We start from the raw sequence: 22950 nt of genomic DNA on the forward strand, positions 1-22950 counted from the left end.
ACCCCGCGGCGCGCCGAATGTGACATGTACGCGCGCGGTGGACCAGCGCCCTCACCCCTCCCGCCCGGCCGTCGTGCCTGGTGGGACGGGTGGATCGGGTGATGTGATCAGAGGCACAGGGCACGCGGCAACGAAACGTTTGCGTTTCGATAGGTCGGGTCGTACCGTCGTTGGAGTACGAAACCGTTTCGTTCATGCAGCGGTTCCGGTCGGTTCCTGCCCGTCCCGTTCCTCCTCAGGAGTCCCGCCTCATGTCATCCCAGTCCACCGCCGACGCGCACGTCGGCGACTCCGCCGCGGCCTCAGGGCCCCTCGGCGCGGGCCCCACGGGCCCGGTGCAGAAGACAGAGAAGGCGAACCACCGCTGGTGGGTGCTGAGCGTCATCGCGCTCGCCCAGCTCATGGTCGTCCTCGACGCCACCATCGTGAACATCGCCCTGCCGTCCGCCCAGAACGCCCTCGGCTTCAGCGACGGAAACCGGCAGTGGATCGTCACCGCGTACTCCCTCGCCTTCGGCTCCCTGCTGCTGCTCGGCGGACGCCTGGCCGACCTCATCGGCCGCAAGATCGTCTTCCTGATCGGCGTCGTCGGCTTCGCGGGCGCCTCCGCCCTCGCCGGCGCCGCGCAGAACTTCGAGGTGCTGGTCACCGGCCGCGCCCTCCAGGGCCTGTTCGGCGCCCTGCTCGCGCCGGCCGCGCTGTCGCTGCTCAACACGACCTTCACCGACGCCAAGGAACGCGCCAAGGCGTTCGGCATCTACGGCGCCATCGCGGGCGCGGGCGGCGGTGTGGGCCTGCTGCTCGGCGGCGTGCTCACCGAGCACCTGAGCTGGCGCTGGACGCTGTACGTGAACCTGATCTTCGCCGTCCTCGCCTTCGTCGGCGGTATGGCCTTCCTGCGCAAGGGCGCTCCCGCCGACCGCCCCAAGCTCGACGTCCCCGGCACGATCATGGTCGTCGCGGGTCTGTTCGGCCTGGTCTACGGCTTCTCGAACGCCGAGACCCACCACTGGGGCTCCCCGATGACCTGGGGCTTCCTGGTCGCGGGCGGCGTGCTGGTCGGCGCCTTCGCCTGGTGGCAGACCAGGGCCGCGCACCCGCTGCTGCCGCTGCGCGTCCTGCTCGACCGTGACCGCGGCGCGTCCTTCATCATGCTGGCGATCTCCGGCGCCGGGATGTTCGGCGTCTTCCTCTTCCTGACCTACTTCCTCCAGGCGTCGCTGCACTACACGCCGGTCAAGACCGGTCTGGCGTTCCTGCCGATGATCGGCGCGCTGATGGTCTCCGCGCAGATCGCCACCAACAACCTGATGCCGCGGTTCGGGCCCCGCCCGATCGTCCCGCTCGGCATGGCGATGGCCGGTGCCGGTATGGCCTGGCTGACCGTCCTCGACCTCAACAGCACCTACGCGGCGCACGTCCTGCCGCAGTTGCTCGTCATCGGCTTCGGTATCGGCCTGGCCCTGCCGCCCGCCATGAGCGTGGCCACCGCGGGGATCGCCGCCGACGACGCCGGTGTGGCCTCCGCGGCCGTCAACACCATGCAGCAGGTGGGCGGTTCCATCGGTACGGCGCTGCTGAACACGCTGGCCGCCAGCGCCGCGACGAGCTACCTGTCCAGCCACAAGCCGTCCCCGGCCGTGGCCGCGCAGGCCCAGCTCCACAGCTACTCCACCGCCTACTGGTGGTCGGCGGGCCTCTTCGCCGTCGGCTTCGTCCTCGCCGCCCTCATGTACCGCAGCGGCCGTCCCAGCCAGGGCGACACCACCGTCCAGGCCGTCCACATGTAAGCCAAGCCTCCGGGCTCCCCAAGCCCCCCGGCCCCGCAGTGAGCGGTAGTGGGCCGGGGTCAAGGGGACCGGGCCGCCGGGTCATCGTGGGGACGGGACACCCGGCACCCCCGGCCCCCCGACCGGCCGCCCGGCCAGTGCGCCGCCCCCGTGCGCACAGGCCGGGCGGCCGGTCTCTCTTTTCCCGCACCCTGTCCGACGGGTAGGGTGCGGCGCATGATCCTCCCCCACCGTGTCTAGGCAGCGGTAAGCGCCCACAGACGACCGGCCCCGCCCTGACGGCGGGTTGACGGCGCTGCGCGGCATACGCGAAACCGCCCGCCTTCCCCCGGAAACCCGAGGATCACCCCCATGTCCGCGCCTGTCCAGGCTGCGTCCTACGCTGCCGTCTTCCGTCTTCCCCATGCCCGCCGCACCTTCGGTGCGGCCCTTTTCGGACGCCTCGGCTACGGCGTCGTCTCGCTCTCCCTCGTCCTGTCCCTGACCTCCGCCACCGGGTCGCTGTCGCGCGGCGGGCTGCTGGCCACGCTCTTCGCGACCGTGTCCGTCCTGCTCGGCCCCGCGCGGGCCGCGCTCGTGGACCGCTGGGGCGCCAGGCGCGGCCTGACCACGCTGGCGCTGCCGTTCGCCACGACCCTGTTCGTCCTGGCCGCGGCCGTACGGGAGCCCGGCACGCCGCTGTGGGCGTTCGCCGGGCTCAGCGGCGCGGCGGGGGCGCTGTGTCCGCCGCTCGGGCCGACGATGCGCGCGCTGTGGGACGCGCTGACGCCCGACGAGGCGCTGCTGCAAAGGGCGTTCAGCGTCGACACGGTCGCGGAGGAGCTGAACTTCCTCAGCGGGCCGCTGCTCGTGGTGGCCGTGCACCCGGTGAACGGCCTGGTGCTCTCCGGCGCCCTGATCGGCTGCGGCACGCTCGCGATGGTCACCTCCCCCGCCGCCCGGCTGCTGCCGCCGCGCCACACGTCGACCGCTTCGGCGACCGAGCGGCTGCGGCTGTTCGGCGAGAAGGGCGGCGGCGTCCGCAGGGCCGCGTACGCCGCCGCCGGGATCGGCTGCTGCCTCGGCTGCGTGGAGCTGTTCGTGATCGCCTTCGCCGACCGGCACCACCACCCCTCGGCGGTCGGCTGGATCCTCGCCGCGCAGTCGGCGGGCAGCGCGCTCGGCGGTCTGCTGTACGGCCGGATCTCCTGGCGGCTGCCCGCCGCCGCCCGGCTCCCCGGCCTGCTCCTCGTCCTGGCCGCGCTCGTCTCGGTCACGGCCGCCGCCCCCGTACTCACGGTGTTCGGCCTGTGCGTCGCCGCCGCGGGCACCTTGACCGCGCCGATCCTCTCGACCGCCTATCTCGCGGCGGCGGGCGCGGCGCCCGACGGCGCCACCACCCGCGCCACGACCTGGGTCAACTCGGCCGTCAACGCCGGGTCTTCGGCCGGTGGCGCCGTGGCCGCGCTGCTGGTCGCCGGCGTGCCGCCGGCGCTCTGCTTCCTCCTGGCGGCGGTCCCGCCCCTGCTGGCCGCCGTCGCGATCGGCCGGGCGCGGCGGACGAAGGGCGGGGCCGAGGGTCCCGTGCTCGCGGAGGAGGGCGGAGGCGTCTGAGCGCCCGGCCGCGGGGCGGTGGGCGGGCCCTCAGAGCTTGGGGGCCGCCCGGTTGAGGCGCGTGGCCAGGCCCTCGTAGTGCACGACCAGACCGTCGGCGTCCACGTCGATCTCGCTGCGGTACGTGCCGGAGGCGTAGCCGAGCCGGGCCCCTGACATCAGCGGGGTCAGGTGGGTGTAGCCCTGGATGGAGGGGCGGACGGCGAGCGTCGGGACGGGGACGAAGGCCATCAGGAAGTCCTGATGGCCTTCGTTGCGGTGGAGTTGGTGCCGCAGCACCGGCATCGTGTTGGTGAGCGGTGACATGCCGAGGTCGCAGTCGAGCGCGCCGTCGAGCGCGAGGACGACCTGCCCGTTGGCCGTCCAGCGGCTGCGCTCGTCCCGGCGCAGTTCGAGGTCGTAGGTGCCGTCGACGGTGTGCGAGGTGACGTGCAGCCGCCGGGTCACGTACCCGGCGTCGGTGTCCAACTCATAGCTCAGCCAGTACGGTTCGGGCTTCAGTCCGACCGCGCGGCCGTGCGCGCGCAGCCGTCCGGCGGCCAGTTCGACCCACGCGGTCTCGTATCCGCCGGTCTCCTCGACCTGCCAGGTGAGTACGGTGTTCGGCGCTGTCATGGCGCAAACGTAACGTTCGCCCCGGATCGGACGCCATAAGCGTGGCGAGGACACATGGACGACGGCGGTCCGCGGCCGTGACCGGCGGACGCGTCACTCGATCGGCGGGTGCCGGGCGCGGGGCGGGCGGGCGGCGGAAGCGGCGCGCGGGCCCGGTCGGCGCGGTGTCCACGCCTCGACCTCGCCGAATGCGCGTCCGGCGGCCGGGTTACGGTGGCTGCATGCACGTGAGCCAGCACGACGGACCCGGTGACCGGACTCCCGAAGGACAGCCCCACGAGCAGACGGCCCCCGCGACGGCCCGCGAGACGCCCCCCGGGCCGGTCTCGCCGACCGCGGAATCCGTGCCCGTACCGGAAGGGCCGCTGTATGTGCCGGTGCGACAGGGGCCCGCGGGCTATGTCGTACGGCTGTGGCGTACGCCCGTCGGCAGCAGGACGGCGGTCGCCTTCACCAGTGACCAGCGGCTGCGCTCGGTGCTGGGGCCGACCCAGCCGTGGATCAAGCTCTCGGAGAGCGCGCTGCGTGCGATGGCCGAGCCGCTGGGCGCCCGGCATGTGACCGTCGACCCGCTGCTGACCGCCCGGCCCCCGGCTTCCTGGACCGATCCGGCGGCGGGCCGCCCCTGCCCGCGGCGCGGCACCGACGGCGCCGCGGCGGGCACCGCTGAAGGGGACGAGGGCGGCGACGGCATACGCCAGCAACCGGCGGGCCTGGCACCGTAGTTCGCCGTTCGAGACCCCGGCACTTCTGGGTGCGCCGCGGCGCACCCTCAGCACGTACGCCCCCGGCCTCAGCCCGCGGGCTGCACCTCCCCCACCATCTGCGCCGTCACGTCCCCGCGCCCCGCGAGGTCGCCCGGCGGGATGCCCGGGTGGTGCCGGTCGGCGGACTGCGCGGTCGCGGGCGCGGCGTCGCCGAGGGCCAGCCGGGAGACGATCCGGTAGCGGTCGCCGCGGTAGACGGAGTGGACGTACTCCACCGGACGGCCGGTGGCGTCCTTGGTGAGCCGTTCGAAGAGCAGCGCCGGTGACAGGACGGGCACGCCGATCAGCCGGGCCTCCTCGTCGTTGGTCACGGTGGGCTCGATGGACTGGACGGCCTCGTGGACGTGGACGCCATGCCGGGCGCGCAGGAAGTCGTAGAAGTCGCCGGACTCCATGTCCGCCGCGTGCAGGCCGGGCACGAGGTCGGCCGGGACGTGCAGGTATTCGATGGCCATCGGCTCGTCGTCGACCAGCCGGAGCCGGGCGATGTAGGTGATCTCGGCGGCCGGGGAGATGCGCAGCTTGCGGCCGACGCGGGCGCCCGCCTGCACGGTGGTGAACTCCAGGACGCGGCTGGCCCAGGTGCCGGACGCCTGCGGGAGGCGGTGCGCCTGGCCGTCGAGCGCCAGCTCCTGGGTGATCTTGGCGCGGGCGACGAACATGCCGCGGCCGTGTTCGCGGACCAGCAGTCCCGTGGTGACCAGTTCGTCCACGGCGGAGCGGAGCGTGGGGCGGGAGACGCCGAGCTGCTCGCACAGGGTGCGCTCCGACGGGATCGGGTCGCCGGGCGCGCGCGACTCGACCAGTTCCATCAGGTAGTCGCGGACCCGTTCGCGTTTCAGCGCCGAGCGCGGCGGCTCGCTGGCCATGGGGGGCACCTTCCTGCCGCCGACGGGTCACCGGTGTGCCGCCGTCGTGCGGGTGAGTTCGTATGACGTGCTGCTGAGTTCGGGGGACGTGCCGGTGGGTTCATGTGACGTGCTGGTGAGCTGAGGTTATCCAGATGCTGACCAGTATGCCAGCGCTCCTTGCCACCTGGCTTTCGGGGGCCTCATTCGTATACGGCCTGCGTGTAGCGGGTGCGCGGCGGACGGCGGGTCGGCGGGCGACGGGTGCGCGAACTCTTGACGTGCTCAGTGGTCTATGCCATTTTCACTGACCAGCACTAGACCAGTTGGCAAGTGGTAAGTCCTGTTCGCTCCCTGCCCGAGGTGACATCCCCGTGAGATCCAGACTCGTTCCCGGCGCCGCGGCGCTCGTCCTCGCCGTCGCCGCGCTCTCCGCGTGCGGCTCCTCCTCCGGATCCGGCGGTTCCGGTGACTCCGGCGACACCGGCGGTTCCGCCAAGACGCCGGCCCCCGCCAAGCTCACCGTGTGGATCATGCGCGGCAGCATGTCCGACGGTTTCCTCAGCCGCTTCAGGTCCGACTTCGAGGCCGGGCACAAGGGCACCACCCTGGACATCCAGATCCAGGAGTGGGACGGCATAGGCCAGAAGATCACCAGCGCGCTGGCCAGCAACGACGCACCCGACGTGATGGAGGTCGGCAACACGCAGGTCGCGCAGTACGCGGCGAGCGGCGGCGTCAAGGACCTCACCGACAAGGTGACCGACCTCCAGGGCGCCGACTGGATTCCCGGCCTCGCCGACCCCGGCAAGATCGACGGCAAGCAGTTCGGCATCCCCTGGTACGCGGCCAACCGCGTCGTGATCTACAACAAGGACCTCTTCTCGAAGGCGGGCATCGCCGCGCCGCCCAAGACCCGCGACGAGTGGATCCAGGACACCACCAAGCTCAACACCGGGGGCAACGACGGCATTTACCTGCCGGGCCAGACCTGGTACGCGCTGGCCGGATTCATCTGGGACGAGGGCGGCGACCTGGCGGTCCAGGACGGCGACAACTGGAAGGGCGCGCTGGACACCCCGCAGGCCAAGGCGGGCATGGAGTTCTACAAGCGGCTCCAGGCGCTCGGCAAGGGCCCGAAGGACTCCGACGAGGCCAAGCCGCTCCAGGCCGACGTCTTCGCCAAGGGCAAGAGCGCGCAGATCATCTCGGTGCCCGGCGGCGCCGACGCCATCGTCAAGGCCAATCCCGCGATGAAGGACAAGATCGGCTTCTTCCCGATCCCCGGCAAGACCGCCGACAAGCCGGGCGCGGTCTTCACCGGCGGCTCCGACCTGGTGATCCCCGAGGCGTCCCGGCACCAGGCGCTCGCCTACGAGGTGGTCAAGGCGCTCGCGGGCACCAAGTGGCAGACGGACATGGCCAAGGAGATGAGCTACGTGCCCAACCGCACCTCGCTCGCGGGGGTGTTGGCGGGCAACGAGGGCGCCTCGGTGATGGCGGTCGGCGCGGCCAACGGCCATGCCACGCCCAACTCGCCCAACTGGGCGGCGGTCGAGGCCAACAACCCGATCAAGCAGTACATGACGCAGGTGCTGACCGGCAGCGACCCGGACGCGGCGGGCAAGACGGCCTCGGCGGCCGTCACCAAGGCCCTCAACACCGCCTCCTGACCGGCCACGCCCCGCCCGCTCCCTATCTGATCCGCGTCCGCCCGACAGCGTCCGATCAGCGCCCCGAGGAGAACCGCCGTGCTCACCGCTCCCAACGCCGCCTCACGGCCGGCCGTCGCGGAACCGCCACCGCCGCCCCGCGAACGTCGGCGCCGCCGCCGCCCGCTCGCCGCGGTCTGGCCGTATCTGCTGGTCGCCCCCACCGTGGTGGGCACGGCCTTCCTGCTGGTCTACCCGCTGGTCAGAAACACCGTCATGTCGTTCCAGCACTTCGGCCTCGGCGAGCTGATCCGCGGCGGCGCCACCTGGGTCGGCTTCGCCAACTACCGTACGGTGCTGGACGATCCGGAGTTCTGGACGGTGGTCCGCCGCACCCTGTGGTGGACCGGGCTGAACGTCGTGCTGATCATGGTGCTCGGCACGCTGGTCTCGCTGATGCTCGTCAAGCTCGGCAAGCGGATGCGGCTCGCGGTGATGAGCGGTCTGGTCCTGGCCTGGGCCACTCCGGTGATCGCGGCCACCACGATCTTCCAGTGGCTGTTCCAGTCCCGTTTCGGAGTGGTCAACTGGCTACTGGTAAAGCTGGGCTTCGAGTCGTACCGCGACTACACCTGGTTCGCGCACGGCGGCTCGACCTTCGCGATCCTGGTGACGCTGGTGGTCTGGCAGTCCGTGCCGTTCGCGGCGCTGACCCTCTACGGCGGCCTGACCACGATCCCGGCGGAGCTGTACGAGTCGGCCAGGATCGACGGCGCGGGCGCCTGGCAGACCTTCCGGCTGGTCACCTTCCCCATGCTGCGCCCGCTGTTCGCGCTGATCACCTCGCTTGAGGTGATCTGGTGCTTCAAGTGCTTCGCCCAGATCTGGGTGATCAGCGAGGGCGGTCCCAACGGGGCGACCACCACGCTGCCGGTCTACGCCTTCCAGATCGCGCAGTCCCTGCACAAGTACGACCTCGGGTCCGCGGTCTCCACGCTGACCGTCCTGATCCTGCTCGGCGTGCTGGTCTTCAACCTGCGCCGGATGTTCCGTGAGGAGGGCGCGCAGTGAGCACGTTCACCGCAACTGGTAAGGCCCCGCGCGCGGGTGGACCGGGCGGACCGGGCGGACCGGGCGGACCGGGCCGTCGGAACCGGCCGGGCCGCGGGTCCCTGCGGCGGCTGCCGCTCAATCTGGCCGCGCTGTTCACGCTGGCGGTCGCCGCCTTCCCCGTCTACTGGATGGTGATCACGGCCTTCAAGCCGACCACCGCCATCCAGGCCGACACCCCGTCCTTCCTGCCGCTGCACCCCACCTTCGCGCACTTCCGCACGGCCATGCACGCCGACGGCTTCGGCACCTTCTGGCGCAACAGCCTGACCGTGACGCTCGGCGCGGTGCTGATGTCGCTGGTGGTGGCGCTGCTGGCGGCCTTCGCGGTCGGCCGGATGCGCTGGCGCGGCCGGCGGGCCTTCATCCTGCTGGTCTTCACCGCGCAGATGGCGCCGTGGGAGGCGCTACTGATCCCGATGTACGTGATCGCGCGGGACACCGACATGCTCGACAAGCTGTCGATGCTGACGCTGGTCTACTTCATGACGACGCTGCCGTTCACGATCGTGACGCTGCGCGGCTTCCTCGCGGCGATCCCGGTGGAGCTGGAGGAGGCCGCCCAAGTGGACGGCTGCACAAGGCCGCAGGCGTTCCGCCGGGTCACCTTCCCGCTGCTCGCGCCCGGCCTGCTGTCCACGTCACTGTTCGGCTTCATCACGGCGTGGAACGAGTTCGCCTTCGCCAACACGCTGATCATCAAGAACCAGGACGCCCGCACGCTGCCGGTCTGGCTCTCCTCGTTCAGCAATGTCTTCGGTACCGACTGGGGCGCCACGATGGCCGCCTCCTCGCTGTTCATGCTGCCCGTGCTGCTGGTCTTCCTCGTCCTCCAGAACCGGGTCACCACCGGAATGACCGCCGGCGCCGTGAAGGGCTGACCGCGCGACCGCTGTCCACGCTCCCTGCCCGCGACCGCTGCCCGCGACCGCTCCCCACGCCCGCTCCCAGGTCACCTCGCTCGACGCCGTCGACCGCCGACCCCCGCCGCCCCCACTGGAGCCGCTGTGATCATTCCGCACCCCTCCCATCTCGCCCGTATCCCCGGCCACTTCACCTTCGACGCGACCACGTCCGTCCGGGCGAGCGACGGCGCCCAGGGCGCGGCGGACCTGCTGCGTACGCTGCTCGCGCCCGCCACCGGGCTGCCGCTGCGGCCCTCGCCCACCGGCCGGGTGGTGCTCGCGCTCGACCCCGAGCTCGGCGGTCTCGGCGCGGAGGGCTACGGCCTGACCGTCGGGCCCGACGCGGTGCTGCTGCGGGCGGCCAGGCCGGCCGGACTGCTGCACGGTGTGCAGACGATCCGTCAACTGCTGCCCGCGCAGGCCCTGTCGGAGCGCCCGGAGAGCGGGGTCGCCTGGCGCATGCCGTGCGTGCAGGTCACCGACGTGCCGAGGTTCGGCTGGCGGGGCATGATGCTGGACGTCGCCCGGCACTTCCAGCCGGTGTCGTTCCTGCGGCGCTTCGTGGACCTGCTGGCGTTCCACAAGCTGAACGTGCTGCATCTGCACCTGACCGACGACCAGGGCTGGCGGATGCCGGTCGCCGCCTACCCCCGGCTCACCGAGGTCGGCGGGGCCAGGTCCCGCTCGATGATCGGGCGTTCGGGCAGCGGCCGGTTCGACGACCTGCCGCACGCCGGGGCGTACACCACCGCAGAGCTGCGGTCGCTGGTCGCCTACGCGGCCGAGCGCGGCGTCACTGTGGTGCCGGAGATCGAGATGCCGGGGCACACCCGCGCGGCGCTGGCGGCCTATCCGCACCTGGGGAACGTGCCGGGGCGCGAGCTGGACGTGTGGACCGAGTGGGGTGTGTGCCGCAACATCCTCGGCGTCCACGACGAGGTGCTGGACTTCTGCCGCACCGTGCTCGGCGAGGTGCTCGACGTGTTCCCCTCCTCGTACGTGCACATCGGCGGCGACGAGTGCCCGGTCACCGAGTGGGAGGAGAGCCCGGCGGCGCGGCGGCGCGCGGCGGAGCTGGGCCTGGCCGCGCCCAAGGACCTGCGCGGCTGGTTCCTCGGGCGGATCGGCGACTTCCTGATCGAGGCGGGGCGGCGCCCGCTGTGCTGGGCGGAGGACTCGGGCACGCTGCCGCCGGAGTTCACCGTGATGCCGTGGCGGGACACCGACCACGGGCTGGCCGCCGCCCGGCGCGGCCACGACGTGATCATGGCGCCGCACCGCTCCACGTATCTGGACTACCCGCAGACCGAACAGCCCGGTGAACCGCTCGGCCAGGCGGGCGGAATCGTCGACCTGCGGGCCGTGCACGGCGGCGAGACCGTACCCGGCGACTGGGAACCGGCCGCGGCGGCACGGGTGCTGGGCACGCAGGCGCAGCTCTGGAGCGAATTCGTGCCGACCGCCGAACACGCCGAGTACCTGGTCTTCCCCCGGCTGTGCGCGCTGGCCGACCGGGCCTGGAATCCGGCGGGCGACTGGTCGACGGACTTCCTGCCCGCCCTGCTCCGGCACGAGGACCGGCTGGCGGCGCTGGGTATCGCCCACCGGACGATCCCGCACCCCGCGGTCCCGCCGCCCACCCCCCGAGCCACCTCCCGCACCACCTCTCCCCGGACCATCTCCCAGTAGTCCCGCACCATCACCCCCCTCTGGAAAGGGATCACCGTGTCAGGAAAGTTCCGCATGTCGACCCGCGTCCGTACGGCGATGGCCGTCTGTACGGCGGCCGGTCTCGCCTGCGCCGCGCTCACCGCGATGCCCGCCTCGGCGGCGCAGGACTCGCTGAGCGCGCAGTACCGCACCAGCGCCTCCGGCGCCACCGCCGACCAGTCGGAGCCGTGGCTGGAGGTCACCAACACCGGCAGCACCACGGTGCCGTTGAACACCGTCACCGTGCGGTACTACTTCAAGTCCGACGGCCCGAACGTCAGTTACCGCTTCGCGTGCTCGTGGGCGGTCAAGGGCTGCGGCAACATCACCGGCACCTTCGGGACGCTGGCCAATCCGACGGCCACCGCGGACCGCTACCTGGAGATCGGCTTCACCTCGGGCGCGGGTTCGCTGACGCCGGGTCAGAACACCGGTGACATGCAACTGCGGTTCTACCGCGCCGACTGGCAGACCCTCACGCAGTCCGACGACTACTCCTTCAACGGCTCGCAGACGGCGTACGCGAACTGGAACAAGGTCACGGTGCAGAAGAGCGGCGCCGTGGTCTGGGGCACCGCGCCCGCGGGCAACGACCCGACCAACCCGCCCACCACTCCCCCGACCACCCCGCCGACCGGCAACCCGACCGGTCCCGCGATGTTCGACGACTTCACCTACACCTCCAGCTCCGACCCGGCCGTGCAGCAGCACGGCTGGACGGTCAAGTCCGGTCAGGGCGGCCCCGGTGTGGCCGGCGCCACCTGGTCGCCGCAGGACGTGACCTTCGTCGCCGACGGCGCGAGCAACAAGGTGATGAATCTGCGGCTCACCACCGACGGCACGGCGGCGGGCACCAAGGAGACCGAACTCCAGACCACCGCAAGGAAGTTCAAGAACGGCACCTACGCGGCACGGGTCAAGTTCAACGACACACCGACCGGCGGCCCCGACGGCGACCACGTCAACCAGACCTTCTTCACCTTCACGCCGCTCAACGCGCCGATGGACCCGAACTACAGCGAGCAGGACTTCGAGTACCTGCCCAACGGCGGCTGGGGCGAGACCCAGAACATCATGTACGAGACGTCCTGGGAGACCTACAACCCGGACCCGTGGAACGCGGTCAACACCCACGGCCAGCAGTACGGCAGCCTCGACGGCTGGCACAACCTCCAGATCACCATCGACAACACGAACATCACCTACTACATCGACGGCAACCAGGTCGCGCAGCACGGCGAGCCGTACCTGCCCGAGACGCCGCAGTGGATCGACTTCAACCACTGGCTGATCGACCTCGCGGGCCAGACGAGCAACACCCCGCGCTCGTACAACCAGCAGGTCGACTACGTGTACTTCCTCAAGGACCAGGTGCTGACGCCCGCCCAGGTGCAGACCCAGGTCGCGGCCTACCGCACGGCGGGCACCACCTTCACGGACACCGTGCCGTCCTCCTGATCCGGTGGCGCGGCCGGGCCCCCGGACCGGGGGCCCGGCCCGCCGTCCGGTCGCCGGCCCCCCGGACCTCCCCGCGCGGGAAGTCCGGGGGGCCGGCGGGTTTCTGTTATCCCCCTGGTCGTGGCAGCGTCTCCTGTCCGAGGGCAGATACGTGTCACCCGGCCGGAGTCCGGGCCAGGACGGAGTGTGAGCAGCATGCGCGCAGGCGACCGGGTCGGTCCCGACCCCGCGTTGGTGAGTGCCGCGCGGGCGGGCGACCAGGCGGCACTCGACCGGCTGGTCGCGGAGTGCCTGCCGCTGGTCTACAACATCGTCGGGCGCGCCCTGGACGGGCACGACGACGTGGACGACGTGGTGCAGGAGACGCTGCTGCGGGTGGTCCGCGGCCTGTCCGACCTGCGCGACCCGGCGGCGTTCCGCTCCTGGCTGGTGGCCATCGCGGTCCGCCAGGTGCGCGACCGCGAGCAGGCCCGCAAGGCGGCGTGGCACCAGCAGACCGCCCTGGACGCGGCGGAGCTGATACCGGACCCGGCCTCGGACTTCGCCGCCGTGACGATCCTGCGGCTCGGGCTGACCGACCAGCGCCGGGAGATCGCGGAGGCCACCCGCTGGCTGGACCGCGACGACCGTACGCTGCTCGCGCTGTGGTGGCTGGAGGAGACCGGCGACCTCGGCCGCTCGGAGCTGGCCGACGCCCTGGGCCTGACCCGGCAGCACGCCGCGGTGAAGGTCCAGCGGATGAAGGAACAGCTCGAAACCTCGCGCACGGTGGTGCGGGCGCTCGGCGACGCGGGCGGCTGCGCGGGTCTCACGCATGTGACCGGCGGCTGGGACGGTGTGCCGAGCCCGCTGTGGCGCAAGCGCTTCGCGCGGCACATCCGCGGCTGCCCGGACTGCGGGCAGCGCGGCCGGACGCTGCTGCCGATGGACCGGCTGCTCAGCGGGCTGCCGCTGTTGCCGGTGCCGCTCGGGATGCCGTTCAGCGCGCCCTTCGGCGGGCACGCCCCGGCGGCGCCCCCGCACACCGGCCCCGCGGGCCCGCCGCCCGCGCACTCCCCGATACCCCCCTCCCAGGCCGCTCCCCAAGCGGCGGCCCCGCGCACCGCTCCGCGACACCGCCCCCCACGGCGGAGCGGTGCGCCCCGGGGAATCCGCGGCAGGCTGCTGCACGGTCCGCTGAGCGTCCCGGCCGCCGCGATGGGCGCGGTCGCGGCGGTGGCGGCCGGAGCGCTGCTGGCCGTGCACCTGTCGGCCGACCGGTCCCCCGGCACCCCGGCCGCCGACAGCACGCCGATCCGTCCTTCGGTGACGATCTCGGCGCCCGCCACAACCGCCTCCCCCTCCCCCACGCCGTCCGCGACGAGGACCGGCGTCAAGCCGACGACGAAGCCGCCGCGCAAGCCCACGCCGACGACCCACGCGCCGCCGCCCGCGGCGCCGCCGCCGGTCGCGCCGGTCTCCTCGGTCCGCAAGGGCGTCGGGGTGTGGTCCTTCCCCGGTGTGAACACCGCGCTCGACCGGTCGGGCGCGGGCTGGTACTACACGTGGTCCACGACGCACGGCGGCATCAGCGGACCCGGCTTCGTGCCGATGATCTGGGGCGGTGACAGCGCGAGTCCGACGGCGCTGGCGCAGGCGAAGGCGGCGGGTCCGTACCTGCTGGGCTTCAACGAGCCGGACATGGGCGGCCAGGCGAACATGACGGTCGATCAGGCGCTGTCGCTGTGGCCGAAGTTGATGACGAACGGCAAGGTGCTCGGCAGTCCCGCGGTCGCCTACGGCGGTGACACGGCCGGCGGCTGGCTCGACCGGTTCATGTCGGGGGCTCAACAGCGCGGCTACCGCGTCGACTTCATCGCCCTGCACTGGTACGGCGGGGACTTCACGACGCCGAACGCGGTCTCCCAGCTCAAGTCGTATCTGACGGCGGTCCACAACCGGTACAACAAGCCGATCTGGCTCACTGAATTCGCGCTGATCGACTTCGCCAACGGCGTCCGCTTCCCGACCGACAGCCAGCAGGCCGCCTTCGTGACGGCCGCGACGAAGATGCTCGACGGACTGCCGTGGCTCCAGCGGTACGCCTGGTTCGGGCTGCCCGCCGACGACAACAAGCCGAGCAGCGGGCTGTTCCACAGCGGTCCGGTGGAGACGGCGGCGGGGCGGGCGTTCGAGGCGGCGCGCTGAGCGGTCGTCAGCGCGCCGCCTCACCCGGCGGGTCGCTCGAACCGCACCTCGGGCGTCCGCGCCCACGGGTCGGAGGCGGCCAGCAGCCGCAGACCCTCCGCGTCGAGCGCGTCCCGGTCGGCCGGGCGCAGCGGCGCGAAGGGCGCGACGACGACGGCCGCGGTGTCCTTGGCGCGCTCGAACCGCCAGGTGCCGCCGACGAATCCGTCGACCAGGACCGTGCCGCGGATGATGCCGTTGACGGTCATCACCCGCGGCCGGTGCTCGTCGGCGAGGACGCGGGTGCGGTCGGCGTGCGAGAGCAGCAGATTGTCGAAGTCGGCGACGAAGCGCGCGGAGACCTCGGTGGCGGGGTCGGTGAGTTCCGCGTCCGGCAGGTCGTACAGCTCCCTGCCGTCCTCGGCGGTGTAGGTCCGGCAGTCCAGCGCGGTGAAGACCTTCTTGAGGCCGGTGAGTCCGCACCACTTCTGCATGTCGGCGGGGGTGGCGGGGCCGTACGCGGCCAGGTAGCGGCGGACCAGCGCGGCCGGTTCCGCGGCGGTCGCGGCGGGGTCGGCCATCGGCTGTCCCAGCCAGTCGTCCAGCAGGGCGTAGGCGGGCTGGGCGCTCGCGCCCCACAGCCCGCGCGGCGGCACCTGTGCCAGCGGCGCCCACACCCGTAGCGCGTTGACCAGCGAGGCGGGGTCCGCGTCGGGCCAGCGGGCGCTCAGCGCGGTACGCAACTCGGCGGGTCCCAGCGGCCGTTCGGCCAGCGCCTCGCGGCCGTGCGCGACCAGTTCCGCGCGGTCGACGCCCGCGGCCCCGGCCGCCCACTGCGAGCCGCGAAATCCCCGGTCCAGCATCGGCTGGATCCACGGCCGCAGCCGCAGCGCGTCCGCCGCCGTCACCAGATGCACGGTGCCGCGCATCAAGACGACGCGCACCACCGCGCGTTCGGTGAGCAGCGTGCCCAACTCGTCGAAGCGGAAGCCGTTCAGCCGGGTCCACAGGCCCGGATAGGGCGAGGTGGGGTGCTGCGACTGGAGTCCGAGCAGATGGGCGACGGCGTCCTCGGCGGCCGTCCGCCGCCGGTCCAGCAGCAGCTGGCGCGCGAGCAGGGTCCGGTTGAGAGTGCGGCGGTCGAGCGGCGTGAGCATGGCTCCTACGCTAGGGCCCGTCGCGGACAGTTGCTGTCCGCGACGGCGGGCGGGCGGTGCGGGCGGTGCGGGCGGTGCGCGCGACGGCCGAGCCACTGACCACCCTGACCTGCGGGAAGAAACGGTTTTCGGTCCCCGAACCAAGTGATGGGTGACAGGTGGCAGACAGCACAGGAGGTCCCCGCGTGCAGATACCCACGCACGAGCCCGGACGGAACCGAACCCCGTTCGGCGAGGTGTACGAGGCGCACTTCGACGCCGTTCTCGGCTTCATTACCCGGAGAACCACCGACCGGCACTTGGCCGCCGACCTGACCGCCGACGTCTTCGTGGCCGCGCTGGAGGCATTCGAGGGTTACGACCCCAGGCGCGGCACGCACCTCATGTGGCTCTACGGGATCGCCCGCAACACCACGGCCGCGCATGCCCGCCGCGCGGTACGTGAGCGGGACGCGGTGGCCGCGGTCAGCGGTCGGCGGCTGCTGGACGAGCAGGACATGCAGCGCTTCGAGGAGCGCATCGACGCCGAATGGGCGGCCAGGGAGTTGCTCGCCCGGCACGCCGGGCTCTCCGAGCCGCTGCGCGCGGTGATCGACCTCGTCGCTGTCGACGGTCTCACGACCAAGGAGGCCGCGAAGGTGCTCCGGATCTCCCAGGCGACCGCCCGGGTCCGCCTGCACCGCGCCCGCGCCGCCCTGCGTGCCGAATCCACCACCCCGTCCGCCGCATTCGATTCCCCCCTCACGGAGGTCACCCGATGAACACCCCGGTCGGATTCAAGCAACGACTCGGTGCCGAGCTGGCCCTACTGGAACAGGCACGAGCCGAACAGCAGGAAACAGAGCGAGCATCCCGACGAAAGCCGCCGGTGGCCGCCCGCGGGATCCTCGCACGCCCCGCCGTACGTCGGACCGCGTTCGCGGGCCTGGCCGCGGGCGTGGCGGCCACCACGATCGTCGCGACCTCCTCCGTCCGGGGAGCGCAGCCCCAGCCGGTACACGCCATGACGGTCGCCCAGGTGCTGGACGCCGCCGCGGACAACGCCGCGAAGGGTCCGGGCAAGGAGCCGGGTCTCCACCAGTGGTTGTACACGGACGATGTTGTCTGCGTGACGACGTGCGGGCACGAGCGGTCCTGGTACCGGTACGACGGTCTCAAGAGCGCGTCGGTCGGCAAGTCATTGGCGTCAGGAAACCGCACTGCCGTCCAGGTGCGCGATGTCTTCACCCCCTTCCGCTCGGGGAAGGTCGGGGACCATCCGCGGGAGACCCGCGAGGTTCTGTCCCGACTGCCCACCGATCCCCACGAGCTCCTCAAGCGGGTGAGTACTGACCCCTTCTTCAACAGTTCAGGAGAAGAGCCGGGCGCGGCCCCCACCAACGGAATATTCCACAGCCTGGGTGAACGGCCCCCGGCCGTCACACCCGCAGCGCAGTTCACCAGGATCCTCCACATTCTGCGGACCGCATCGACCGTCCCGCCCCGGATCAACGCCGCGCTTTACCACGCGCTGGCGCTGATCCCCGGAACCACGCTGGTTAGCACGCCGATGCGAGACGCGGCCGGTCGGCCGGGACTCGCCATCGCCTTCGATTTCCACGATCGGCAACGAACGCACGAGTACCTCATCCTGGACCCGAGCACGTACACCTACCGCGGCGACCGCGTCGACTGGCACGGAGAGAGCGACTTCTCCGATTCCTTCGCCCGCGTGACGACCGGCGTCGTCGACCATCCCGGCCAGATGCCCGGCGGTCCCGCCCCGGACCCCTCGGACATCGTGGAACTGCCCCCGGTCGTCCAGGCGCCGCTCAAAGCACGCTGACCGACACCGCCAACAGGAGTTCGGGTTGCCCTGGACCCGGGCCCCGCAACGGGGGTGCGGCGAGGTCCGGGTGCGGGTCCCGATCGGGACCCGCACCCGGTCTCGGCGGGCCGGTGGCCGCTACGCGGCCGGGGAGCCCAGGCGGCGGGACGGGGTCTTGGGCTCGTGGTGGATCGGGGTGCGGGCGCCGGTGAGGGGGGCGCCGGAGCCGCCGCGCGAGTGGGCGACGATCTCGGCGGCGATCGACAGGGCGGTCTCCTCGGGCGTGCGGGCGCCGAGGTCGAGGCCGATCGGCGAGTGGAGCCTGGCCAGGTCGAGTTCGGTCACCCCGGTATCGCGCAGCCGGTCCAGGCGCGCGAGATGGGTGCGGCGCGAGCCCATCGCGCCGATGTAGGCCAGCGGCAGCCGCAGCGCCCGCTCCAGCAGGGGGATGTCGAACTTGGCGTCGTGGGTGAGGACGCAGACCGCCGTACGGCCGTCCAGCCGCCGCTGCCGCGCCTCTGCCTCCAGGTAGCGGTGCGGCCAGTCGACGACCACCTCGTCGGCCTCGGGGAAGCGGCGGGCGGTGGCGAAGACCGGCCGCGCGTCGCAGATCGTCACGTGGTAGCCGAGGAACTTGCCCGCCCGTACCAGCGCCGCCGCGAAGTCGATCGCCCCGAAGACCAGCATCCGCGGCAGCGGCACGCTGGCCTCGACCAGCAGGGTGAGCGGCGCGCCGCAGCGGCTGCCGTCCGCGCCGATCACGACGGTCCCGGTGCGCCCGGCGGCCAGCAGCGCGCGGGTCTCGGCCGCCGCCGTACGGTCCCGCTCGTCGTCACCGAGCGAGCCCGCGTACGCACCGGCGCCCTCGGCCTCGGACACCAGCAGCGCCCGGCCCAGCAGCTCCGCCGGGCCCTCGACCACGCGGGCCACCGCCGCCGCCTCGCCGGAGACGGCCGCGGCCAGCGCCGCGACGACCTCGGGCCGTACCGCGGGGTCGATCCGCTGCACGAAGATGTCGATCTCGCCGCCGCAGGTCAGGCCGACGGCGAAGGCGTCCTCGTCGGAGTAGCCGAAGTGCTGGAGGACCGCGGCCGCGTCGGGGCCCGCGGCCAGCACCTCCCGGCACAGCTCGTAGACCGCGCCTTCCACGCACCCGCCGGACACGCTGCCGATGGCGTCGCCGCCGCCGTCGACGGCGAGCGCCGCACCGGGCTGGCGCGGGGCGCTGCCGCCGGTCGCGACGACCGTCGCGACGGCGAACGGACGCCCGAGACCGCACCAGCGATACAACTCGTCAGCGATGTCCAGCATGGCGTTCCAGCTCCTTCTTCCTACAACTCGCTCTGCCCGGCGGTCACTTGACGCCGAGCCAGCCCTCGATCGGGTGCAGGGCGAAATAGACGACGAAGACGGCCGTGAGAATCCACATGAACAGCCCCGGCTCGCGCCACTTGCCCTGCGCGGCCTTGATGGCGGTGTACGAGACGACCCCGGCGCCGACTCCCGCGGTGATGGAGTAGGTGAACGGCATGAGGGCGACGGTCATGAAGACCGGTACGGCCACGGCGCGGTCGGACCAGTCGACGTGCCGTGCGTTGCTCATCATCATCGCGCCGATCACGACGAGCGCGGCGGCGGCGACCTGGCCGGGCACGATCTGGGCCAGTGGGGTGAAGAACAGGCCGAGCGCGAAGAGGACGCCGGTGACGACCGAGGACAGGCCGGTGCGGGCGCCCTCGCCGACGCCGGTCGCGGACTCGATGAAGACGGTCTGCCCCGACGCTCCCGCGACGCCGCCGATCGCGCCGCCCGCGCCGTCGATGAACAGCGCCTTCGACAGGCCCGGCATCCGGCCCTTGTCGTCGGCGAGCCCGGCCTCGGTGCCGACGCCGATGATGGTGGCCATCGCGTCGAAGAACCCGGCGAGCACCAGAGTGAAAACGATGACGCCGACGGTCATACCGCCGATCGAGCCCCAGCCGCCGAACTCGACATGGCCGAAGAGCCCGAAGTCCGGCATCGAGACCGCGCTGCCCTCCAGCTTGGGCGCGCTGCCTCCCCAGTCGGCCGCCGTGAGGTCGCCCGCCGCGTTGACGATCACGGACAGGACCGTGCCGGCCACGATGCCGATCAGGATCGCGCCCGGCAGATTCCTGGCCTGGAGCATGAAGATCAGCAGCAGGGTCACGCAGAAGAGCAGCACGGGCCAGCCGCGCAGCTGGCCGCCGGTGCCGAGGGCGACCGGGGCCGTGCCGTGCGGGTCGCCCTTGCCGACGAAACCGGCGTTGACCAGGCCGATCATCGCGATGAACATGCCGATGCCGATGGTGATGCCGTGCTTGAGCGCCAGCGGTATCGCGTTCATGACGATCTCGCGCAGCCCGGTGACCACCAGCAGCACGATGACGCCGCCGTAGATCACGCACATACCCATAGCCTGCGGCCAGGTCATGTTCGGAGCCACTTGGGTGGAGATCACCCCGGCCACGCTCAGCCCCGCCGCGAGCGCGAGCGGCACCTTGCCGACGAAGCCCATCAGCAGGGTGGAGACGGCGGCGGCCAGCGCCGTCGCGGTGATCAGCGCGGCGTGGCTGAGTTTGTGCCCCGCCACGTCGGGTCCCGACAGCAGCAGCGGGTTGAGGAGCAGGATGTAGCACATCGCCATGAAGGTCGTGATGCCGCCGCGGACCTCGCGGGGGATCGACGAGCCTCGGGCCGAGATGTGGAAGTACCGGTCGAGCCAGGATCTCCCGGCGGGCTGTCGCGAGCCTTCGCCCGCGTCCTCCGCCGCCGTCCGCGGCTCTACTGGCGTCTGGGTCATGGTGCCAACTCCCAAGGTTCACAGGGGCACTCGTACGCGGTGTACGGGATTTGGGATCTGCGTGGCCTGCACGACCCGGGGGACGGCCCGAGACGAACAAGAAAGGGGGACCGGGGGGCGGGAGCCCCCCGGCCGCCTAGGTTCCGGTCAGGTGCTCCGGCCGGATCGGGGTCCGGTTCAACTCCAGCCCCGTCGCGTTCCTGATCGCCGCGAGGACCGCGGGAGTGGACGACAACGTGGGCGCCTCGCCGACGCCGCGCAGGCCGTAGGGCGCGTGCTCGTCGGCGAGTTCGAGCACGTCGACCGGGATGGTCGGCGTGTCGAGGATCGTGGGGATCAGGTAGTCCGTGAAGGACGGGTTGCGGACCTTGGCGGTCCTGGGGTCGACGATGATCTCCTCCATCACCGCCACGCCCAGGCCCTGTGTGGTGCCGCCCTGGATCTGGCCGACGACCGACAGCGGGTTGAGCGCCTTGCCGACGTCCTGGGCGCAGGCGAGTTCGACCACCTTGACCAGGCCCAGTTCGGTGTCGACCTCGACCACCGCGCGGTGCGCGGCGAAGCTGTACTGGACGTGGCCGTTGCCCTGTCCGGTGCGCAGGTCGAACGCGACGGTCGGGCGGTGCCTGAACTCCAGTTCCAGGTCGACGGCTTCGTCCTCCAGGACGTCCGCGATGTCGGCCAGCGCCTCGCCGCCGTCGGTGACGACCTTGCCGCCCTCCAGCAGGAGTTCGGCGGTGGCCCACGCCGGGTGGTAGGTGCCGAATTTGCGGCGGCCGGTCTCCAGCACCTTCTCGCGTACGGCTTCGCAGGTGTTCTTCACCGCGCCGCCGGTCATGTACGTCTGCCGGGAGGCAGAGGTGGAACCGGCCGAGCCGACCCGGGTGTCGGCGGGCTGGATGGTGACCTGGGTGACGCCGAGTTCGGTACGGGCGATCTGGGCGTGCACGGTGACGCCGCCCTGGCCGACCTCGGCCATCGCGGTGTGCACGGTCGCGACCGGCTCGCCGTTGATGACCTCCATCCGGACCCGGGCGGTGGAGTAGTCGTCGAAGCCCTCGGAGAAGCCGACGTTCTTGATCCCGACCGCGTAGCCGACACCGCGTACGACGCCTTCGCCGTGCGTGGTGTTGGACAGGCCGCCGGGCAGCGCGCGTACGTCGGCGGCTCCCCCGGCCACCTCCCACTGGCGCTCGGGCGGCAGCGGGCGGGCCTTGACCCGGCGCAGCAGTTCGGCGACCGGCGCGGGCGAGTCGACGGGCTGGCCCGTCGGCATGAGCGTGCCCTGCTCCATGGCGTTGAGCTGACGGAACTCGACCGGGTCCAGGCCGAGTTCGGCCGCGACCTTGTCCATCTGCGCCTCGTAGGCGAAGCACGCCTGGACCGCGCCGAAGCCGCGCATCGCGCCGCAGGGCGGGTTGTTGGTGTAGAGGGCCAGCGCCTCGATGTCGACGTCCTCGACGACGTACGGGCCGACCGACAGGGAGGCGGCGTTGCCGACGACGGCCGGGGAGGCGGAGGCGTAGGCGCCGCCGTCCAGCACGATCCGGCACTTGATGTGGGTGAGCTTGCCGTCGCGGGTCGCGCCGTGCTCGTACCAGAGCTTTGCGGGGTGGCGGTGGACGTGACCGAAGAAGGACTCGAAGCGGTTGTAGACGATCTTGACGGGCTTGCCGGTGCGCAGCGCCAGCAGGCAGGCGTGGATCTGCATCGACAGGTCCTCACGGCCGCCGAAGGCGCCGCCGACGCCGGAGAGCGTCATCCGGACCTTCTTCTCCGGCAGCCCGAGGACCGGCGCGATCTGCCGCAGGTCGGAGTGGAGCCACTGGGTGGCCACGTAGAGGTCGACGCCGCCGTCCTCGCCGGGCACGGCCAGGCCGGACTCGGGGCCGAGGAACGCCTGGTCCTGCATGCCGAAGACGTACTCGCCGCTGACGACCACGTCGGCGCGGGCCGCCGCCGCGTCCGCGTCGCCGCGCACGATGGGCTGGCGGTGGACGATGTTGGGGTGCGGGACATGGCCGATGTGGTGGTCCTCGCGGCCCTCGTGGACCAGGACGGCACCCGGCGTGGTGGCGGACGCCTCGTCGGTGATCACCGGCAGGTCGACGTACTCCACGCGGATCTTCGCGGCGGCGCGGCGCGCGGTCTCCGGGTGGTCGGCGGCGACCAGCGCGACCGGCTCGCCGTGGTGGCGGACCTTGCCGTGGGCGAGGACCGGGGTGTCCTGGATCTCCAGGCCGTAGTTCTTCACCTCGGTGGGCAGGTCGTCGTAGGTGAGCACCGCGTAGACGCCCGAGGTGGCCAACGCCTGCGAGGTGTCGATGGAGCGGATCTCGGCGTGCGCGACGGTGCTGCGCAGCGTGTAGCCCCACAGCATGTCCTCGTGCCACAGGTCCGAGGAGTACGCGAATTCGCCGGTGACCTTCAGGATGCCGTCGGGGCGCAGCGTGGACTCGCCGATGCCGCCCTTGGAGGCGGCGCCCTGAGTGAGGCTGGTGGGTGTCCGGGTGACGGACGAACCGGCGCCGGGCGCGGGTGTGTTGGGCAT

Annotated in this window: 17 protein-coding genes; 11 read left to right on the plus strand and 6 right to left on the minus strand. The window is 72.0% G+C overall.

The features are described 5' to 3' along the window. Positions 1–251 precede the first annotated feature (251 nt). A complete protein-coding gene (locus ACZ37P_RS12880; protein ID WP_467346413.1) occupies positions 252–1790 on the plus strand; it encodes a DHA2 family efflux MFS transporter permease subunit in 1539 nt (512 codons plus the stop codon). A gap of 351 nt (positions 1791–2141) precedes the next feature. After that, positions 2142–3383: an MFS transporter gene (locus tag ACZ37P_RS12885; RefSeq protein ID WP_467346415.1), complete on the plus strand. Its 1242-nt coding sequence runs from the start codon at positions 2142–2144 to the stop codon at positions 3381–3383. Positions 3384–3413: 30 nt separating this feature from the next. Here ACZ37P_RS12885 and ACZ37P_RS12890 read toward each other — a convergent pair whose 3' ends face one another. Continuing rightward, the gene (locus ACZ37P_RS12890) at positions 3414–3998 is read right to left on the minus strand and encodes a putative glycolipid-binding domain-containing protein (protein WP_391049429.1); all 585 of its coding nucleotides are present in this window, start codon (positions 3996–3998) and stop codon (positions 3414–3416) included. Between the two features lie 221 nt (positions 3999–4219). On the opposite strand from ACZ37P_RS12890, the gene ACZ37P_RS12895 reads away from it, so the two are divergent. Then, a complete protein-coding gene (locus ACZ37P_RS12895) occupies positions 4220–4723 on the plus strand; it encodes an SAV_915 family protein (RefSeq protein WP_467346417.1) in 504 nt (167 codons plus the stop codon). A 68-nt stretch (positions 4724–4791) separates the two neighbouring features. On the opposite strand, the gene ACZ37P_RS12900 is transcribed toward ACZ37P_RS12895, so the two are convergent. Beyond that, the gene (locus tag ACZ37P_RS12900; RefSeq protein WP_391163588.1) at positions 4792–5634 is read right to left on the minus strand and encodes a GntR family transcriptional regulator; all 843 of its coding nucleotides are present in this window, start codon (positions 5632–5634) and stop codon (positions 4792–4794) included. 353 nt (positions 5635–5987) lie between these two features. Here ACZ37P_RS12900 and ACZ37P_RS12905 point away from each other — a divergent pair, with 353 nt between their 5' ends. From ACZ37P_RS12905 to ACZ37P_RS12930, 6 genes are all read left to right on the plus strand, one after another. Further along, a complete protein-coding gene (locus ACZ37P_RS12905) occupies positions 5988–7286 on the plus strand; it encodes an extracellular solute-binding protein (RefSeq protein WP_401311706.1) in 1299 nt (432 codons plus the stop codon). Positions 7287–7364: 78 nt separating this feature from the next. Continuing rightward, on the plus strand, positions 7365–8336 hold the full coding sequence (locus tag ACZ37P_RS12910) for a carbohydrate ABC transporter permease (RefSeq protein ID WP_391163586.1): 972 nt from the start codon (positions 7365–7367) through the stop codon (positions 8334–8336). Next, entirely contained in the window at positions 8333–9256 is a 924-nt protein-coding gene (locus tag ACZ37P_RS12915) for a carbohydrate ABC transporter permease (RefSeq protein ID WP_467346420.1), read from the plus strand. Before ACZ37P_RS12910 ends, ACZ37P_RS12915 begins: the two co-directional genes overlap by 4 nt. Before the next feature lie 126 nt (positions 9257–9382). Then, positions 9383–10969, plus strand: a complete 1587-nt coding sequence (locus ACZ37P_RS12920; protein ID WP_467346421.1) for a beta-N-acetylhexosaminidase — start codon at positions 9383–9385, stop codon at positions 10967–10969. Positions 10970–11023: 54 nt separating this feature from the next. Further along, a complete protein-coding gene (locus tag ACZ37P_RS12925; RefSeq protein WP_355338895.1) occupies positions 11024–12448 on the plus strand; it encodes a cellulose binding domain-containing protein in 1425 nt (474 codons plus the stop codon). 195 nt (positions 12449–12643) lie between these two features. Beyond that, positions 12644–14635, plus strand: a complete 1992-nt coding sequence (locus ACZ37P_RS12930; protein ID WP_467346561.1) for a sigma-70 family RNA polymerase sigma factor — start codon at positions 12644–12646, stop codon at positions 14633–14635. Positions 14636–14655: 20 nt separating this feature from the next. Here ACZ37P_RS12930 and ACZ37P_RS12935 read toward each other — a convergent pair whose 3' ends face one another. Then, complete coding sequence (locus tag ACZ37P_RS12935; protein WP_467346423.1) at positions 14656–15771, minus strand: winged helix DNA-binding domain-containing protein; 1116 nt, start codon at positions 15769–15771, stop codon at positions 14656–14658. 185 nt (positions 15772–15956) lie between these two features. Between ACZ37P_RS12935 and ACZ37P_RS12940 the strand changes: the two genes are divergently transcribed. Together ACZ37P_RS12940 and ACZ37P_RS12945 are read left to right on the plus strand one after the other, a co-directional pair. After that, positions 15957–16532, plus strand: coding sequence for an RNA polymerase sigma factor (locus ACZ37P_RS12940; protein ID WP_355338887.1), 576 nt, complete (start codon positions 15957–15959; stop codon positions 16530–16532). Continuing rightward, the gene (locus ACZ37P_RS12945) at positions 16529–17596 is read left to right on the plus strand and encodes a CU044_5270 family protein (protein WP_467346425.1); all 1068 of its coding nucleotides are present in this window, start codon (positions 16529–16531) and stop codon (positions 17594–17596) included. The genes ACZ37P_RS12940 and ACZ37P_RS12945 overlap by 4 nt, the downstream gene beginning before the upstream one ends. Positions 17597–17716: 120 nt before the next feature. Here ACZ37P_RS12945 and ACZ37P_RS12950 read toward each other — a convergent pair whose 3' ends face one another. From ACZ37P_RS12950 to ACZ37P_RS12960, 3 genes are all read right to left on the minus strand, one after another. After that, positions 17717–18889 (minus strand): XdhC family protein, encoded by a 1173-nt coding sequence (locus ACZ37P_RS12950; RefSeq protein WP_467346426.1) that lies wholly within the window; start codon positions 18887–18889, stop codon positions 17717–17719. Between the two features lie 43 nt (positions 18890–18932). After that, complete coding sequence (locus ACZ37P_RS12955) at positions 18933–20399, minus strand: NCS2 family permease (RefSeq protein ID WP_467346427.1); 1467 nt, start codon at positions 20397–20399, stop codon at positions 18933–18935. Between the two features lie 136 nt (positions 20400–20535). Beyond that, positions 20536–22950 (minus strand): xanthine dehydrogenase family protein molybdopterin-binding subunit, encoded by a 2415-nt coding sequence (locus tag ACZ37P_RS12960; protein WP_467346428.1) that lies wholly within the window; start codon positions 22948–22950, stop codon positions 20536–20538.

The sequence above is a fragment of the Streptomyces sp. NPDC024632 genome (genome assembly GCF_055559175.1).